We start from the raw sequence: 16,964 nt of genomic DNA on the forward strand, positions 1-16,964 counted from the left end.
CGCTATGCGAACAGCCCGCGCCGATGGCGTGAGCGCGACGGCGCTCGCGAAGCAGTACGGCATTCACCGTGGGACCGTGTGGGCGAAGACCCGACAGGTGTGAGTCAGCTCGGCCGGGCGGCGATGATCGGCCGGAGCCGGGAGAGCGACACCGCCCAGGCACGGACATCGGCGTCCATCCAGTCGAGCAGCCGATAGATGGTGAGGGTGTCGGTGGTCACGTCGCGGCTGTGGATCGGCTCGTGGTGGGCGATCCTGTTTCGCACCGTGTGCAGCTCATCTAGTGCCCGGTAGACGACGGCGCGGCTCTGCGGCTGAAGGTTCGGAAAGGCGTGGCGCAGGCAGCCGGTCCACAGAGTGGCTTCGTAGCGTTTGGCGAGTAGAAACTTCCAGAACCCGAAGCTCAGTTCCGCGACCACCCGGCCTGACGTCTCAGGACGCCGCAGTTTCTGCACCCGACGACGGGCGGCGGCGATGTCTTGGTGTGCGAGGTCGGAGAGCACGTCGAGTGGGTCGTCGTACCAGTACCCGGTGAGGGTTCCGTGGTGCGCGGCGAGCTGTGTGCTCAGGGCATTGCGGAGAACGACTTCGAGGATGCCGAGGGCTTCGTACAGCGCACCGGATACGGCAAGGTTCCACTCATACAACCGCACGGCCGCGCTGGGGTCGCCGCCGGTCGCGCGTAGGTAGGGAGCGAGGCGTTCCGGGGACAGCGCGGCGGCAATCGGCGCTGTGTCCGGTTGGTCGGCCGGCATGTCACCTCCCCGTGGTAGTCTTGCGTGCGAAGACCCCGGAAGGCCTCTGCGAGAGCATGTCTCCGGGGTTACTGCTTTCTCAGCCTACGTACCACATCTGACACCGATCACGCGGTATCAGGGTCCGCGCAGGGGTGTACCGACGGCGGCTCGGGCCACCCCGACGCCCGGTCCGTCACGGCTCGCGCTTGGCGGCCCGTGACGGCGGTAGTCGATGGGGTGATGCCCGTGCAGCGACGGAACACGTCGGTGGCGTACCCGCTGTGTCGACCCCAACCGACACGTTCGGTGATCTCGGTGATGAGCAGGTCCGTCTCGCGGATCAGGCGGGCCATCTCCTGCACGCGCAGGATCGCAAGGTACACGATCGGAGTGACCCCGAACGCGGCCACGAAGACGCGATTGCTCTGCCCGGTCGAGAGGCAGACGTGCGAGGCAAGATCACCGACTCGCCAGCGCCTCGCGATGTTCCCGTGCAGGAGCGTCGCAATGGCTGCGGCCTCGCGACGGGTGGGACGGAACGTCCGCCACCGTGGGCCGCAACACCCGCGGACCGTTGCCTCGGAGTCAGCACACACTCCCGGATCGGAGCTTGCCGGGCATGCGGCGCAATCGCGTCCAGCACAGCGAAGAGAAGCATACGGATACGGAAGTACCGGGTCGTATCGCATTCCTACTCACGAGTTCATCGAGGATCGGTGCGAGCCGTTCGACCTCATGTTCTCCGAGGCGGAGCACCTGCACCGGGTCCGGGTAGATTTTGGCGGCGAGGTCGCGGGCTGCGTCCCGGTCGGGGATCACGTCCAAGTGCTGCCAGAACAGGTGCTCGATGAGGTAGTCCGCATCCACCAGCAGCATGGTGAGATGGGCTGGTCCCTCCGGCTCGAGTCCAATGGGTGTGTCGGGGGGGAACCAGCACGGCCTCTCCTATCGTCACCGGCCGGGTTCTCCTCGTACTATCGACCAACGCCGAGCCGTCGCGCACCACGATGAGTGACACGCCGTCGAACATGACCGGCACTGTCTTGCGCCGAAGCGTGTGAGTCTCTGCGATGACGGGTCGGAACGTCTGCTTCGATGCCAGAGTCATATGGTTTCCGGTTCTCCGGACAGCGCGATGCTTTCGTCCTTCGCCTGGCGGGAGCCTCAGCGAATGAGGAGTCGTTGGATGAAGTCTGCGACGGGCGTCGGGGACTCTTCGGCCATGAAATGGCCTGCGTCGATGGGTTCGTAGGTCAGATCGGGCGCCCACGCGCCCCAGATCCGGGTTGGGTCGAAGCCAAGTTGGCTTCCCCAGTCTTGCGAGATCACGCCGACCGGCATCGTGAGCTGACGGCCTGCGGCTCTGTCAGCGCGATCCATGTCGAGGTCGATCCCGGCGCTGGCCCGGTAGTCGGCCACGATCGAAGGCACGGAGCGCGATGAGCTTTCGACGTAGTGCTGCCGGAACTCGGGGGAGAAGGTGGTTCCTGCCGGGTCCCACGCATCGAGGAATGATGCGAAGAACTCATCGGATACCGATTGGATCATCCTCTCCGGCAATCCCTTCGGCTGCGCCATCAGGTAGAGATGCCAGGCGACTTTCGCGTCGACGCCGTGAAGGACGTCCCAGGTGTCCATCGTCGGAAGGACGTCGAGGATGCCGATGTGAGTGATCGCCTCCGGGTGATCGAGGCCCGCGCGCACCGCGACCAAGGCACCCCGGTCGTGTCCGACTATCGCGAACCGGTCGTGACCAAGGCCCGCCATGACCTGCACGATGTCTTGGGCCATCGTGCGCTTCGAGTACGTGTCGGGCGCGGATTCCTCGGGCTTGTCGCTCTCGCCATAACCTCGAAGGTCCGGCACGACGACGGCGTGGTCGTGGCTGAGTTCGTCGGCCACCTTGCGCCACATCAGGTGCGTCTGCGGAAACCCGTGCAGCAGCACGACCGGCGCGCCTTCGCCGCGATGGGCGACATTGATCGTCACGCCGTCAGCCCCAGGCAGGCGCTGGTAGTCGAATCGGTCGATGGTCTGGGTGGTCATGGATGATCCTTCTTTGCTTCGACATCGGATGAGGCTGGCGTGGGCTGGCCCGAGAAGATCCCGTGCTGGCCCGGCCCTCCTCCACGCTTGAGAGCGGGAACGAGAACGGAATCGACCAAGAGCTCCCGGTACACGCGGTCTGTGGTCAGCGCGTTCAGCTTGCGAATCAGCAGCACCGCTCCCGCTACTTCCTCGTAGGCGAAGGTGTCGGCGTCGTCGGGGAGCTCTCCGCGAGCGATCGCAGCCCGCAGGACGTTCGCGGGCAACCGCGCCCCGGTCGGGCCGACCGCTTCCTCGATGTGGTGGCAGAGTTCCGGATCGCTGAGGCCAGCCTGCAACAGTGTCAGGCTCATGGGCCCCCCGACGTCCATCGCCGCTTCCAGACGCTCCAGAAGTGCCAATAGGTCGCCCCGCAGTGACCCGGTGTCGATCACGACGGGCGTGTTCGCGCTTGCTGGACCGGCCTTGATCGCGGCGACGATCATCTGTTGCTTCGTAGCCCACCGCCGATAGAGCGTCCGCTTCGACGCCTGCGCACGGCGCGCAACCTCCTCGAAGCTGACTCCATCGACGCCGGCCTCTTCCACGAGGCCGAGGACGACCCCGAGAATCTCTGCCTCCCGACGCTGATCGCGAGGACGACCCGGAGCCCGCCTCCGCGACTGCTCGTCGAACTCATCATTTGGATACGGCACGGGCCGTAGCCTAATCTAGAAGGCGTTCCAGGACAATTCCAAGAGGCTATGGCTGCCGTCGCTTGATTAACCACACTGTTGGCATCGCAAGCGCACCGACCGGTTCGACGACTTGCAGGCGCCGAGCTTCTTGGTCTTCCTGCCGCCCTACCTGAGTGATCACCCGTCTTTCAGACGGGGAGCCGGACGTGTCTGTATGGAATTGCGGTGGCACGGACCGGAGGGGCCGATGATGGCGGGCCGGAGGCGCTTCTCACACCCCGCGGCCGCTCGCGACTCTGATCTCGCGCGTTGTCAACGAGCCGTGTCGCGGTCGAGGCACCTCACGAACCTCCAGGTCACCGATCAGCCCGGCCCGGTCCGCGAAAGCTGGCCTCAGCAGGCGCAAATCTCTCTCAGCTCCTCGCACCGCACCGACCGCTCGCCGTATTCGCCGACGGGGCGCCTGCCCGGCAACTGGCGCCAGTACCGTCCGGCCTGTTGCCACAGCGAGAGTGCGCTACAGGAGGAAAGCGCCCATCAGGCTGACGAGCGCGATTGCGAGCATGCCCAGACAGTTGATCCAGAACGCCTGTCGGAGGAATCGTGCTCTGACGTGAGCTGCACATGCGCACAGGAAGTAGACGACTACTCCTGCGTTGGCCGCAAGGCCAACGCCTGGAATCCACATCCCTACGACAAGACCGCCGACGGCGAGGGTCTTGACGACGATGAGGGTCCACCACCAATCTCGCGGGAACCTGACCCCGTCAAGGCAATCGCGGATGAACGCTGGCGGTCGGATCGAAACGACTGCGTCGAAGAGCAGGGCGCCGGCGAGAAGGGCTGGCAGCCACCAGGGATCCGGGATCAGGTTCACCGGCGAACCCCCGGCCTCGTGCAGATCGCTTCGACGATCTCGCGGATGCTCCGTGTGAGTGCACCCGGGTCGACGTCGTCGCTCGGGGACCAACTGAACAGTCGCCCGAGGTAGGCGAAGTACACCGCCTGCGCCGAGGCGGCGACGCCATCATGAACGCGATCCGTGCCGCGTTCAAGTACCGCCTCTATCTCGACGATCAGGGTCTGTGACAGCTCGGTGAAGGTGTTCGGCTCGTTCTTGCCCGCAACGAGGATCGAGGCATAGGTACGCGCAAGGCGTGGGTTGCGCGTGAAGAGTTCGATAAACGGGTCAAGAAGCGCCGCGACCTGATCGACGATGCCCCCTTCGGGAGCGCTTGCGTCTACGCGGCGCGCATGAATCTCGCTGATCTGCTGATCGAAGGTGGCGAGCAAGAGTCCGTTCTTGTCCCCGACGGACATGACCGTTCCGATGCTCAGGTCGCAAACGTTGGCGATGTCGCGGATGGTCGTGTCCGTGAAACCCTTCGCCTCGAACATTTCGGATGCCGCACGGAGGACGGTCGTCACCGTCTCCTGTCGTTGCTGGTCGCGACTCGTCGCCACAATCGCCTCCTGAACATGTTCGGTGAACGTGTTCAGAATAACATGTGACGGCCGTGCGCGCCGCGGCATGGCCGGCTGCTTCGCATAGATGGCGACCGCGGTTTCCCCCTTCGGGCCACGCCCGCGCGTGCGCAGCACGGGATGCGTGGCATGATTCCTCGGTGACGATTCCCTGCACGAGCTCGTCGTAGATGATGCGGTGCATCGTGGCCCGGTCGTCATCGTTGGGGATCGGCGACGTGATGCCATGCGCGCTCAGCCGGTCACGGCAGAACGCCTGCTCCATCGTGAACGCGGCGCCCACCAGCCCCACCGGCGACGACGGAGGCGAGGAACCCTGCGGGAACACGACACGCTGACGCATGTCGCGTGTTCCCGTAAGACACTTTGGGTGGGCCCTGCCGGGCTCGAACCGACGACCTACGATGTGTAAAACCGTTGCTCTACCAACTGAGCTAAAGGCCCGCGGCGACGAGTCTAGGCGACGGCAGCATCCGCCACCGCACTGCGGGCGGATGTGACTAGGCTGAGTGGCGATGCGTTGTGCCCCTTGAACAAAGGCCGCGCGCGTGTGAAGCCCATTGCTGGCACGATCTGCCAGACGACGAAAGGTGTCCCGTGACGGTCAACGATCAGGATCCGTACTCCCAGGGCCCGCTGGACAGCGACCCCGAAGAGACCGGCGAATGGCAGGAATCGCTGCAGCAGCTCGTCGACGCCAAGGGCGCGGGACGCGGGCGCGAGATCATGCTCAGCCTGCTCAACAAGTCGCACGAACTGCAGCTGAACGTGCCGCAGGTGCCGACCACCGACTACATCAACACCATCGCGCCCGAGAACGAGCCCGAGTTCCCGGGCAACGAAGAGCTCGAGCGCAGCTACCGCCGGTGGGTCCGCTGGAACGCGGCCATCATGGTGCACCGCGCGCAGCGCCCCGGCATCGGCGTCGGCGGCCACATCTCCACGTACGCGTCGTCGGCGTCGCTGTACGAGGTCGGCTTCAACCACTTCTTCCGCGGGCCCGACGCGCCCGGCGGCGGCGACCAGCTCTTCATCCAGGGCCACGCCTCCCCCGGCATCTACGCGCGGTCGTTCCTCGAGGGGCGCCTGTCCGCCGCGCAACTCGACGGCTTCCGCCAGGAGAAGTCCGCGGCGCCCCACGGCATCCCGTCGTATCCGCACCCGCGCCTCATGTCGGACTACTGGCAGTTCCCGACCGTGTCGATGGGTCTCGGCCCGATCAACGCGATCTACCAGGCGATGACCAACCGCTACCTCACCAACCGCGGCATCAAGGATCTGTCCGCGTCGCACGTGTGGGCGTTCCTCGGCGACGGCGAGATGGACGAGATCGAAAGCCGCGGCCAGCTGCAGGTCGCCGCGAACGAAGGCCTCGACAACCTCACGTTCGTGATCAACTGCAACCTGCAACGTCTCGACGGACCGGTGCGCGGCAACGGCAAGATCATCCAGGAGCTCGAGGCCTACTTCCGCGGCGCCGGCTGGAACGTCATCAAGGTCGTCTGGGGCCGCGGCTGGGATGCGCTGCTCGAGCAGGACCACGACGGCGCCCTCGTGCACCTCATGAACACGACGCCCGACGGCGACTTCCAGACCTACCGCGCCGAAGACGGAAAGTTCATCCGCGACCACTTCTTCGGGCGCGACGAGCGCACCGCGGCGCTGGTCAAGGACTGGTCGGATGCCGAAATCTGGGGCAAGCTCCGCCGCGGCGGTCTCGACTACGAGAAGATGTATGCCGCCTACAAGGCTGCGACCGAGCACAAGGGCCAGCCGACCGTCATCCTCGCCAAGACGATCAAGGGCTACGGACTCGGCCACCACTTCGAGGGCCGCAACGCGACCCACCAGATGAAGAAGATGGCGCTCGACGACCTGAAGCAGTTCCGTGACGCGATGCGCATTCCCGTCACCGACGCGCAGCTCGAAGAGAACCCGTACCAGCCGCCGTACTTCCACCCCGGCCCGCAGGACGAGACCATCCAGTACATGGTCGAACGCCGCCGCGCGCTGGGCGGCCTGCTGCCGGCGCGCAGCTCCACGCACGTGCCGATCACGCTCCCCGACGACAGCGCGTACGCCCTGCCGAAGAAGGGATCGGGCACGCAGGAGGTCGCCACGACGATGGCGTTCGTGCGCCTGCTGAAAGACCTGCTGCGCTCGAAGGACTTCGGCCACCGCATCGTGCCGATCATCCCCGACGAGGCGCGCACGTTCGGCATCGACGCCTTCTTCCCGACGGCGAAGATCTACAACCCGAACGGCCAGAACTACACGTCGGTCGACCGCGAGCTGCTCCTGGCCTACAAGGAGAGCCCGCAGGGCCAGATCATGCACGTGGGCATCAACGAGGCGGGCGCCCTGGCGGCGTTCACCGGCACCGGCACGTCGTACGCGACGCACGGCGAACCGCTGATCCCGATCTACATCTTCTACTCGATGTTCGGCTTCCAGCGCACCGGCGACGCGCAGTGGGCGGCCGGCGACCAGATGGCGCGCGGCTTCATCATGGGCGCGACCGCCGGGCGCACGACGCTCACCGGCGAGGGACTGCAGCACGCCGACGGGCACTCGCACCTGCTGTCCGCCACCAACCCGGCGACGGTGTCGTACGACCCGGCCTACGGCTACGAGATCGCGCACATCGTGCGCTCGGGCCTGGACCGCATGTACGGCCCCGGTCCTGATGGCACAGGCCACCCCGACCCCAACGTCATGTACTACATCACGCTCTACAACGAGCCGATCGTGCAGCCGGCCGAGCCGGAGGGCGTCGACGTCGAGGGCATCGTCCGCGGCATCCATCGCATCTCGACCGGTGAGGGCGAGGGCCACCGCGTGCAGCTGCTCGCCTCGGGCGTCGGCGTGCCGTGGGCGCTGGAGGCGCAGCAGCTGCTGAAGGACGACTGGGGCGTCGTCGCCGACGTGTGGTCGGTGACGAGCTGGACCGAGCTGCGTCGCGACGGCCTCGCCGTCGACGAGCACAACTTCCTTCACCCGCTCGACGAGCCGCGCACCGCGTACGTCACCGACAGGCTGCGCGACAGTGCGGGCCCCGTCCTCGGCGTCAGCGACTTCATGCACGCCGTGCAGGACCAGATCCGCGAGTGGGTGCCACGCCGCTACGTGACGCTCGGCGCCGACGGGTTCGGGTTCTCCGACACGCGCGCCGCCGCGCGCCGCTTCTTCAAGATCGACGGACCGTCGATCGTCGTGCGGGCGCTGCAGGCGCTCGCCGAGGAAGGCGCCGTGGATCGCAGCCTGTCGGCCCAGGCCATCGAGAAGTACCGTCTGCACGACGTCAACGCCGGATCGAGCGGCAACGCCGGCGGCGAGAGCTGACCGGGTCCATGCCTGCACGTCCCTCGCCCGAAGAACGGGCAGAGACGCTCGCCTGGTTGCGCCGGATCTCCGGGGATCTGGCGACGGCCACGATCAAGCGCCTGGAGGAGTCGCTGCCGTGGTATGCCGACATGCCGCCGGCGCGGCGGTCTGCGGTGGGCCTGGTCGCGCAGGCCGGGATCACGTCGTTCATCCAGTGGTACGAGGATCCCGGCGCGACCGCCTGGGTCGCGGCCGATGTCTTCGCCGCGGCCCCGCGCGAGCTGCTGCGCAGCGTCAGCCTGACCCAGACGCTGCAGCTGATCCGCGTGACGGTCGCCGTCACCGAGGAGCGGGTCGCCGGGCGCGGCGCGGACCTGCGCGAGAGCATCCTGCTGTTCTCGCGCGAGATCGCCTTCGCCTCGGCAGACGTGTACGCGCGCGCCGCGGAGGCGCGGGGGCTGTGGGATGCGCGCCTGGAGGCGCTCGTCGTCGACTCCATCCTCACGGGCGAGGCCGACGACGAGCTGCCGAGCCGCATCGCCGCCCTCGGCTGGCACGGCCACGGCGAGGTCGCGGTGCTCGTGGGCACGACTCCCCCGCAGTTCGACGTCGACCAGCTGCGACGGCTCGCGCGCAAGCTCGGCGTCGACGTGCTCATCGGCGTCCAGGGCTCACGGCTCGTGCTCGTGATCGGTCGCGCCGACCTGCCCGGCCGCGAACCGGTCGAGCCCGCCCTGCCGTTCCCCGAGATCGCGAAGCGGCTCGAGCCCGGATTCGGGTCCGGGCACCTCGTGCTCGGGCCCACCGTCCCGGCGCTCGTCGACGCCGGCCAGAGCGCACGCGCAGCCCTCGCCGGATTCGCCGTCGCCGGCGCGTGGCGCAACGCGCCCCGACCGGTGGAGGCCGACGATCTGCTCCCCGAGCGCGCGCTGGCGGGCGACGCTGCCGCGAAGGCGACGCTCGTCGAGCGCATCTACCGTCCGCTGCAGGCGCACCCCTCCGACCTCGTGACGACCCTGTGGAGTTACCTCGACAACGGCCGATCGCTGGAGGCGACGGCACGGGAGCTCTTCGTGCACCCCAACACGGTGCGCTACCGCCTCAAACGCGTCTCGGACGTCATCGGGTGGGATGCGACCGGCCCGCGCGAGGCCCATCATCCTGCAGACGGCGCTGATCATCGGCTCGATCGGCACCGAGGTCACGCGGCGCCGCGGCATCGGCGCACGCAGGCCGTCATGAGTGCGCGCGCATCCGTCGAATTGTACGGCGCGCACAAAGCATGGGGGCTTTCTTGTGACGAGTCCGCCAGCGTGCCGGTGCAGAACTTGGGAGGATAGGGAAGTGATCATCACCGTCTTCCCCGGGCAGGGCTCCCAGACCGCCGGGTTCCTCGAACCGTGGCTCGAACTCGACGGCATCCGCGAACGGCTGGAGGCGTACTCCGCCGACGCCGACATCGACCTCGTCGCCGCAGGGACCACGTGGGATGCCGACCGCATCCGCGACACGGCGGTGGCGCAGCCGCTGATCGTCGCGGCGAGCCTCGTCTCGTACGACGCGCTGGTGGATGCCGCGGGCACCCGCCCGGGCGGGCTCGCCGGCCACTCGGTCGGCGAGATCGCGGCGCTCGTCGCGGCCGGCGTGCTGTCGGCATCCGACGGGATGCGCCTGGTCGCCCTCCGCGGACGCGCCATGGCTGCGGCCGCCGCGCTCGAGCAGACGGGCATGAGCGCCGTCCTCGGCGGCGACCGCGAGGCCGTGCTCGCGCGCCTCGACGAGCTGGGCCTGACACCCGCGAACCACAACGGTGCCGGCCAGATCGTCGCCGCCGGAGCCCTCGAGCCGCTCGCGGAGCTGGCGGCATCCCCCGTCGCGGGCACGCGCGTGATCCCGCTGCAGGTCGCCGGAGCGTTCCACACCCGCTACATGGCCCCCGCCGTCGATGCGCTGCGCGCGGCCGAGGTCGCCGTCGCCGATCCGACGGCGGCGCTGTGGACCAACCGCGACGGCGCCCTCGTCGTCGCGGGGCGCACGGCGCTCGACCTGCTCGTGAACCAGGTGTCCTCGCCCGTGCGCTGGGATCTGTGCATGGAGGCGTTCGCGGCGGCCGGCGTGACCGGCATCATCGAGGTGGCCCCCGCCGGCACGCTCGTCGGCCTCGCGAAGCGGGCGCTGCGCGGCGTACCCACGGTCGCCGTCAAGACACCCGACGATCTCGCGGCAGCGGCCGCACTGCTGACAGGAGAAGGCGCGTGACCGACACGTCCACCCGGCCCACCCTCACCCAGCCCACCGGCCCCGCCCACACGCGCATCTACGCGTACGGGGCGGCGCGCGGCGAGAACGCCGTGCCGAACGACGACCTCGTCGGCCCGATCGACTCCAGCGACGAGTGGATCCGCCAGCGCACCGGCATCGTGACGCGCATGCGCGCGAACGCCGAGACCACCGCCGTCGACCTCGCCGCCGACGCCGCCGCCGAGGCCATCGCGAAGGCGGGCATCGATCCCGCGCAGGTCGACGCCGTCATCGTCGCCACGATCTCCAACCCGAAGCAGACCCCGTCGGTCGCGGCGATCGTCGCCGACCGCGTCGGCGCGAACCCGGCGGCGGCCTACGACGTCAATGCGGCGTGCGCCGGTTTCGCCTACGGCGTCGCCCAGGCCGATGCCCTCATCCGCGCGGGCGCCGCGCACTATGCCGTCGTCGTCGGCACCGAAAAGCTCAGCGACATCGTCGACCCGACCGACCGGTCGATCTCGTTCCTGCTCGGCGACGGCGCGGGTGCCGCCGTCGTCGGCCCGAGCGAGTTCCCCGGCATCGGCCCCACGGTGTGGGGCTCGGACGGCTCGAAGGCCGACGCCGTCGGCATGAACCACACGCTCGTCGAGTTCCGTGACGGCCTCGCCCCCTGGCCGACGCTGCGGCAGGAAGGCCCGACGGTGTTCCGCTGGGCGGTGTGGGAGATGGTCAAGGTCGCCCGGCAGGCTCTCGACGAGGCCGGCGTCGAACCCGCCGATCTCGCCGCGTTCGTGCCGCACCAGGCCAACCTGCGCATCATCGACGAGTTCGCCAAGCAGCTGAAGCTGCCGGGCACCGTCGTGATCGGCCGCGACATCGAGACGACCGGGAACACCTCCGCGGCATCCATCCCCCTCGCCACCCATCGCCTGCTCGCCGAGCACCCCGAACTGTCCGGCGGCCTGGCCTTGCAGATCGGCTTCGGTGCGGGGCTCGTGTTCGGCGCGCAGGTCGTCGTCCTGCCCTGACCGGGCCCTCCACCTAGACTGAACCCCGACCCACACCCCTACGAACAAGGAGAAACCCATGGCATTCAGCAACGACGAGGTCCTCGCCGGGCTTGCCGAGCTCATCACCGACGAGACGGGCATCGCCGCCGACGAGGTGGCGCTGGAGAAGTCGTTCACCGACGACCTCGACATCGACTCGATCTCGATGATGACGATCGTCGTCAACGCCGAGGAGAAGTTCGGCGTCACGATCCCCGACGAAGAGGTCAAGAACCTCAAGACCGTCGGCGACGCCGTGACCTTCATCACCTCGAACCAGGCGTGACCTCCCCGGTGGGGGCTCGCGCCCCCACCGGTCGACCGAATCACAAGGACTCCCATGAGTGAACCACGCATCGTCGTCACCGGCATCGGCGCGACGTCGGCCCTCGGCGGCACGGCCCCGGAGAACTGGGCGAACCTGCTCGCGGGCGTCTCGGGCACGCGCACCATGACGCACGAGTGGCTCGAGACGTACCAGATCCCCGTGACGTTCGCCGCCGAGGCGGTGGTGCGCCCCGAAGAGGTGCTGCCGCGCCACGAGGCCAAGCGCCTCGACCCGTCGGTGCAGTTCGGCATGATCGCCGCGCGCGAGGCATGGGAGGATGCCGGCGCACCCGACGTGGCGCCGGAGCGTCTCGGCATCGACTGGGCCACCGGGATCGGCGGCCTGTGGACGCTGCTCGACGCGTGGGACACGCTGCGCGAGAAGGGACCGCGCCGGGTCATGCCGCTGACCGTCCCGATGCTCATGCCCAACGCCGGCGCCGGCAACCTCTCGCTGCACTTCGGCGCCAAGGCGTTCGCGCGCACGGTCGTCAGCGCGTGCGCCTCGAGCACCGAGTCGATCGCCAGCGCCTATCAGCACCTGCGCGACGGCCTCGCCGACGTGGTGATCGCCGGTGGCTCCGAATCGGCGATCCACCCCATCACGATGGCATCCTTCGCCTCCGCGCAGGCGCTGTCGCGCCGCAACGACGACCCCGAGCACGCGTCGCGCCCCGGCGCGATCGACCGCGACGGCTTCGTCATGGGCGAGGGCGGCGCGGCCGTCGTGCTCGAGACCGAGGAGCACGCGAGGGCGCGCGGCGCGAAGATCTACGCGTATCTCGCGGGCGGCGGCGTCTCGGCCGACGCGTACCACATCACCGGCAACGACCCGGAGGGCAGCGGTGCCGCGCGCGCCGTGGAGCAGGCGCTCGCCCAGGCGGGCGCGACCCCCGACGAGGTCACGCACATCAACGCGCACGCGACCTCGACCCCGGTCGGCGACCCGAACGAGTACACGGCGCTCAAGCGCGTGTTCGGCGAGCGGATCGTCGAGATCCCCGTCTCCGCCACGAAGGCCTCCACGGGACACCTGCTCGGCGGCACCGGCGCGCTCGAGGCCGTCTTCACCGTGCTGGCGCTGCAGCACCGCCTGGCCCCGCCGACGATCAACATGACCGAGCCTGACCCCGAGGTGCCGTTCCTGCTCTCCGGGCAGCCGCAGCCGCTCGGAGACGGCCCGCAACTGGCCATCAGCAACTCGTTCGGCTTCGGCGGCCACAACGCCGTCGTCGCCTTCCGCTCGGTCTGACGCGCCCGCCGCGGCGGGCGCGGCATCCATCGAGAACAGGAGATCGTCCCAGAACAGGACGAAATCCCGCCGGGGCATCCTGTTCTTGCCGATCGTCCTGTTCTCGGTGACACGGATGCCGGGCGGATGCCGCACGCGCAGACGAAGAACCCCCTCCGCGAAGCCCTGCGGAGGGGGTTCTTTCGGGTGAGGCGGCCGGCGCGCGATCCCAGTCCCCGGGAAGCCGTCCGAGGCCGGTACGGGCGCTTCCGCGCCGCCTGGTCTGTCGTTGTCAGCCCACCTTGTGCAGCCACACGACGGGGGCGTCGTCGCTCGCGTGCCGGAACGGCTCGAGCTCTTCGTCCCACGCGGCGCCGAGCGCGACGTGCAGCTCGCGCTGCAGCTCGAACGGATCCCCCGCGGCGATCTCCATCGCGTACCGGATGCGGTCCTCGCCGATGACGACGTTGCCGGCGGTGTCGGTCTGTGCGAAGTGGATGCCGAGGTCGGGCGTGTGCATCCACCGGCCGCCGTCGCACCGCGGCGACGGGTCTTCGCTGACCTCGAAGCGCAGATGCTCCCAGCCGCGGATCGCCGTCGCCAGCGCGGCGCCCGTCCCGGCGGGGCCATCCCAATAGAACTCGGCGCGGCGGGAACCCGCGAGCACCGGCTGGTCGGCCCACTCGAAGCTCACCGCGCGGCCGAGGCATCGCCCGACCGCCCACTCCAGGTGCGGGCACAACGCTCGTGGCGCCGAGTGAATGTAAATCACTCCGCGCGCCTGTGTCGTCGCCATCTCTTCTCCGTCTCTTCAGGTACGTCTTCCCCTACGACCTGATGCCGGATGAGCGGCGGATATGCGGTTATGCGCCCATTATGACGGATGCCGGGGGTGAATCACAAGCGTGTGATTCGGTCGGTTCACAACACCGCGCCCACCCCGGCAGGCCCCGGCGCACCTCGGCGCGCCGCCGCGCGCCGCCGCGAAAAACGGAAGAACCGCGAAAAACGGACGGATGCCGCCCGGTACGTCCGTTTTTCACGTCATATCCGTTTTTCGGGGCGTCCCACGGACCGCGCGCGGCCCGCCACCTCGTAGGGCGGGCGGGACTTGAACCCGCGATCGTCGGGTTATGAGCCCGCTGCCTTGACCAGCTTGGCCACCGCCCCCTGCACGTCCGAGCCTACCGGCCCAGCCCATCGGTGCGGTCACGCACGGGCGGCTCGGGCCACACCTTCGAGACCGCCTCCCCGAAACGGATCGCCCCCGTCTTCGGGTGCGACTCATCGGCGATGCCCCCGCTGCCGCGCGGGATCGGGAGCTCCTGGCTGTCGCTGACGATCTGCGGATGGTGGCGGGCGAGCTGGAACACGCCGATGACCGCCATCGCCCCCGCGGCGGCGAACCCGACGTACGCGCCCCACGGGGCGTGCTCCGCCTCGCGCAGCACCGCGAGCCCGATCACGATCGCCACGATCGGGTCGACGACGGTGAGCCCGGCGATGACGAGGTCGGGCGGGCCGGAGGAGTACGCCGTCTGCACGAAGTAGGCGCCGATCCCGGTCGCCGTCAGCAGGGCGACGACGCAGAGGACCGTCAGCCACTCGAAGTCGCCCGTGCCGATGCGGCTGATCACGACCTTCGCGAGGGTCGCGACGAAGCCGTACATGATGCCGGCCGCGACGATGTAGAACAGCGCCCCCATGCGTCCGCGAAACCACAGCCAGCCGGCCGTCAGCGCAATCGCGACGACGAGCAGGATGACGAGCACCGTGATGAGCTGTGCGTCGCTGATCGGCGTTTCCGTCGCGTAGAGCGCGGCGATCGTGACGAAGATGAGGATGCCGCCCACGCACAGCGCGATGGCGCTGATCGAGCGGCCGGTGGGCTTGTGGCCGCTGATGCGGGCATTGAGCAGCGTCGTGATGACGAGCGAGACGGCGCCGAGGGGCTGCACGAGGATCAGCGGTGCGAACGACAGCGCCGAGAGCTGACAGACGATCGCAAGGCCCAGCATGACGGTGCCGAGAACCCACGACGGGCGGCGCAGCAGGTTCCACAGCTGCGCTCCGGTGAGCCCGCTGCCGCCATCGGTCCGCGTGAGACGCTCGACCTTCTGCACGCCGCGGTGCTGGTACTGCGCGCCGAACGACATGAACACGGCGCCCAGGAGCGCCAGCGGGATGCCGATGAGGATGCGCGGGTCCTTGAACACGCCGACAAGCTGGTCGGTGACGTCTCCGAGCGACGCCCCGAGCACAATCGTCGCCGCATCCACCCTCTGACCCTAACCGGCCCGTGCGCTCGATAGGCTCAGGACGTGGCCGTTCTCCCGATTCGCATCATGGGCGATCCCGTCCTGCACTCCCCCGCCGCCGCCGTCGGCGAAATCACCGACGAGATCCGCACACTCGTCGCCGACATGTACGAGACGATGGATGCCGCCCCCGGTGTGGGCCTCGCGGCGCCACAGGTGGGCGTCGCGCTGCGCATCTACACCTACAGCTACCAGGACGACGACGGGCAGCCCTGGCGCGGCGTGATCGTCAACCCCGACCTCTGGATGCGGCCGGCCACGCCCGGCGCCCCCGACCCCGACGACGAGGCGGAGGGATGTCTGTCGTTCCCCGGTGAGCGGTTCCCGCTGCGCCGTTCCGACGAGGTCGTCGTCACAGGCCTCGACCTGGACGGTGCTCCCGTCCGCATCGAGGTCGACGGCTGGCGAGCGCGCATCATGCAGCACGAGTTCGACCACCTCGACGGCATCCTGTACATCGATCGCCTCGACGACGGCGACTGGAAGACGGTGCAGAAGATCGCCCGCAAGCGCGGCTGGGGCCGCCCCGGCGCGTCCTGGACCCCCGGAGTCGACGACCTCGACGCGTGAGGGGGCGGAAACGAAGAACGCCCCAGGGGTGGAGCCCTGGGGCGTTCGCTCCCCGGCTTGGACTCGAACCAAGAACCTGCCGGTTAACAGCCGGCTGCTCTGCCAATTGAGCTACCGAGGATCAGTCACCCGCGAGCGGGCAACCCGACTATCGTAGCAAAGCCGACGGCATGCTCGTGACGTCAGGAGGCGATCCGCACGTCGGCGGGCGTGCCGGGCGTCCACAGCAGGTCGGCGGTGCCGTGGCCGTAGGCGACGGGGCGTCCCGCCCGCAGGACGAGGACGTCGGCGTCGAGCTCGGCGATCGTCTCGGCGTCGTTGGTGACGACGAGCAGCGCCATGGCGCGCTCGTCGCGGCGCCGCAGCAGGGCGTCGCGGGCGGCGACGCGCACCTCGAGATCGAGATTCGCGTAGGGGTCGTCGCCGATGAACACCTTCGGATCGAGCACGAGGGCGCGCGCGAGCGCGACCCGCTGCCGCATCCCGGAGCTGAGCTCGTACGGGTACCGTGCCGCGGCCCCGAGGGGCAGCTGCAGCTCGTCGAGGAGGCTCGCGATGCGCACGGCGAGCGCGCGCTGGTTGACGCGCCGGTCGCGGCTCGTGATGGGTTCGCCGACCACCTCGCCGACGGTGAGCCGCGCGGGGAGGTCGGTGCCGGCCCCCTGGGCGAGGTATCCGGTCTGGTAGGCGCGCACCCGCCCGGCGCGACCACGTTTGCGGATCGGGATGCCGGTCACCGCCGCTTCACCGCCGTCGATCGCGAGGTGCGGGGCGTTCACGCCCGCCAGCAGGGCCGCCAGAGTCGACTTGCCGGAGCCGGTCGCGCCCATGACCGCAAGGGAGGTTCCGGGCTTCACCCGAAGGGAGACCCCGTCGATGACGCGCACCCCCGCGCGAGCGATCGACAGGTCGTCGCACTCGAGGGCGAGATCGGAGGCGGGACGCATGAGGTTCAT

General features: G+C 68.9%; 16 protein-coding genes, 3 tRNA genes and 1 pseudogene. 7 read left to right on the forward strand and 13 right to left on the reverse strand.

Annotation, left to right across the window (positions count from 1 at the left end):
• Window positions 1–104: 104 nt before the first annotated feature.
• The 8 genes from QM720_RS12275 to QM720_RS12310 all read right to left on the reverse strand — a co-directional run bounded on the left by QM720_RS12275 (window position 105) and on the right by QM720_RS12310 (window position 5,389).
• Complete coding sequence (locus tag QM720_RS12275; RefSeq protein ID WP_415126921.1) at window positions 105–755, reverse strand: hypothetical protein; 651 nt, start codon at window positions 753–755, stop codon at window positions 105–107.
• 107 nt (window positions 756–862) lie between these two features.
• Window positions 863–1,426, reverse strand: coding sequence for a helix-turn-helix transcriptional regulator (locus tag QM720_RS12280; RefSeq protein ID WP_415126923.1), 564 nt, complete (start codon window positions 1,424–1,426; stop codon window positions 863–865).
• On the reverse strand, window positions 1,323–1,613 hold the full coding sequence (locus tag QM720_RS12285; RefSeq protein WP_415127973.1) for a hypothetical protein: 291 nt from the start codon (window positions 1,611–1,613) through the stop codon (window positions 1,323–1,325). The genes QM720_RS12280 and QM720_RS12285 overlap by 104 nt, the downstream gene beginning before the upstream one ends.
• A gap of 288 nt (window positions 1,614–1,901) precedes the next feature.
• Window positions 1,902–2,783, reverse strand: a complete 882-nt coding sequence (locus QM720_RS12290; RefSeq protein ID WP_415126925.1) for an alpha/beta fold hydrolase — start codon at window positions 2,781–2,783, stop codon at window positions 1,902–1,904.
• The gene (locus tag QM720_RS12295) at window positions 2,780–3,478 is read right to left on the reverse strand and encodes a TetR/AcrR family transcriptional regulator (protein WP_415126927.1); all 699 of its coding nucleotides are present in this window, start codon (window positions 3,476–3,478) and stop codon (window positions 2,780–2,782) included. Before QM720_RS12295 ends, QM720_RS12290 begins: the two co-directional genes overlap by 4 nt.
• Before the next feature lie 499 nt (window positions 3,479–3,977).
• Window positions 3,978–4,337, reverse strand: coding sequence for a DoxX family protein (locus tag QM720_RS12300; RefSeq protein WP_415126929.1), 360 nt, complete (start codon window positions 4,335–4,337; stop codon window positions 3,978–3,980).
• Window positions 4,334–5,062 carry a TetR/AcrR family transcriptional regulator gene (locus tag QM720_RS12305; RefSeq protein ID WP_415126931.1) on the reverse strand — a complete coding sequence of 243 codons (729 nt, stop codon included), beginning with the start codon at window positions 5,060–5,062 and terminating at the stop codon, window positions 4,334–4,336. The genes QM720_RS12300 and QM720_RS12305 overlap by 4 nt, the downstream gene beginning before the upstream one ends.
• A gap of 254 nt (window positions 5,063–5,316) precedes the next feature.
• A tRNA-Val gene (locus QM720_RS12310) sits at window positions 5,317–5,389 on the reverse strand.
• Between the two features lie 153 nt (window positions 5,390–5,542).
• Here QM720_RS12310 and aceE point away from each other — a divergent pair.
• From aceE to QM720_RS12340, 6 genes and pseudogenes are all read left to right on the forward strand, one after another.
• Complete coding sequence (aceE, locus tag QM720_RS12315; protein ID WP_415126933.1) at window positions 5,543–8,287, forward strand: pyruvate dehydrogenase (acetyl-transferring), homodimeric type; 2,745 nt, start codon at window positions 5,543–5,545, stop codon at window positions 8,285–8,287.
• 8 nt (window positions 8,288–8,295) lie between these two features.
• Window positions 8,296–9,511, forward strand: a pseudogene (locus tag QM720_RS12320) (PucR family transcriptional regulator).
• 102 nt (window positions 9,512–9,613) lie between these two features.
• Window positions 9,614–10,528 carry an ACP S-malonyltransferase gene (locus tag QM720_RS12325; RefSeq protein ID WP_415126935.1) on the forward strand — a complete coding sequence of 305 codons (915 nt, stop codon included), beginning with the start codon at window positions 9,614–9,616 and terminating at the stop codon, window positions 10,526–10,528.
• Window positions 10,525–11,541 carry a beta-ketoacyl-ACP synthase III gene (locus tag QM720_RS12330; RefSeq protein WP_415126937.1) on the forward strand — a complete coding sequence of 339 codons (1,017 nt, stop codon included), beginning with the start codon at window positions 10,525–10,527 and terminating at the stop codon, window positions 11,539–11,541. Before QM720_RS12325 ends, QM720_RS12330 begins: the two co-directional genes overlap by 4 nt.
• A 58-nt stretch (window positions 11,542–11,599) precedes the next feature.
• Window positions 11,600–11,848, forward strand: coding sequence for an acyl carrier protein (locus QM720_RS12335; protein WP_415126939.1), 249 nt, complete (start codon window positions 11,600–11,602; stop codon window positions 11,846–11,848).
• A 54-nt stretch (window positions 11,849–11,902) separates the two neighbouring features.
• Window positions 11,903–13,141 carry a beta-ketoacyl-[acyl-carrier-protein] synthase family protein gene (locus tag QM720_RS12340; protein ID WP_415126941.1) on the forward strand — a complete coding sequence of 413 codons (1,239 nt, stop codon included), beginning with the start codon at window positions 11,903–11,905 and terminating at the stop codon, window positions 13,139–13,141.
• A 271-nt stretch (window positions 13,142–13,412) separates the two neighbouring features.
• Here the strand turns inward: QM720_RS12340 and QM720_RS12345 are convergent, their stop codons facing one another.
• The 3 genes from QM720_RS12345 to QM720_RS12355 all read right to left on the reverse strand — a co-directional run bounded on the left by QM720_RS12345 (window position 13,413) and on the right by QM720_RS12355 (window position 15,399).
• Window positions 13,413–13,916: a DUF3145 domain-containing protein gene (locus QM720_RS12345; RefSeq protein ID WP_415126943.1), complete on the reverse strand. Its 504-nt coding sequence runs from the start codon at window positions 13,914–13,916 to the stop codon at window positions 13,413–13,415.
• Between the two features lie 300 nt (window positions 13,917–14,216).
• Window positions 14,217–14,290 (reverse strand) — tRNA-Ile (locus QM720_RS12350).
• Between the two features lie 14 nt (window positions 14,291–14,304).
• The gene (locus tag QM720_RS12355; protein WP_415126945.1) at window positions 14,305–15,399 is read right to left on the reverse strand and encodes a DMT family transporter; all 1,095 of its coding nucleotides are present in this window, start codon (window positions 15,397–15,399) and stop codon (window positions 14,305–14,307) included.
• Between the two features lie 42 nt (window positions 15,400–15,441).
• Between QM720_RS12355 and def the strand changes: the two genes are divergently transcribed.
• Window positions 15,442–16,008: a peptide deformylase gene (gene def, locus QM720_RS12360; RefSeq protein ID WP_415126947.1), complete on the forward strand. Its 567-nt coding sequence runs from the start codon at window positions 15,442–15,444 to the stop codon at window positions 16,006–16,008.
• Between the two features lie 48 nt (window positions 16,009–16,056).
• Here the strand turns inward: def and QM720_RS12365 are convergent.
• Together QM720_RS12365 and QM720_RS12370 are read right to left on the reverse strand one after the other, a co-directional pair.
• Window positions 16,057–16,129, reverse strand: a tRNA-Asn gene (locus QM720_RS12365).
• A gap of 61 nt (window positions 16,130–16,190) precedes the next feature.
• Window positions 16,191–16,955, reverse strand: a complete 765-nt coding sequence (locus QM720_RS12370) for an ATP-binding cassette domain-containing protein (protein ID WP_415126949.1) — start codon at window positions 16,953–16,955, stop codon at window positions 16,191–16,193.
• Between the last annotated feature and the right edge of the window lie 9 nt (window positions 16,956–16,964).

It is taken from the genome of Microbacterium sp., assembly GCF_047602155.1.
In the GTDB taxonomy this organism is placed as follows: Bacteria; Actinomycetota; Actinomycetes; order Actinomycetales; family Microbacteriaceae; genus Microbacterium.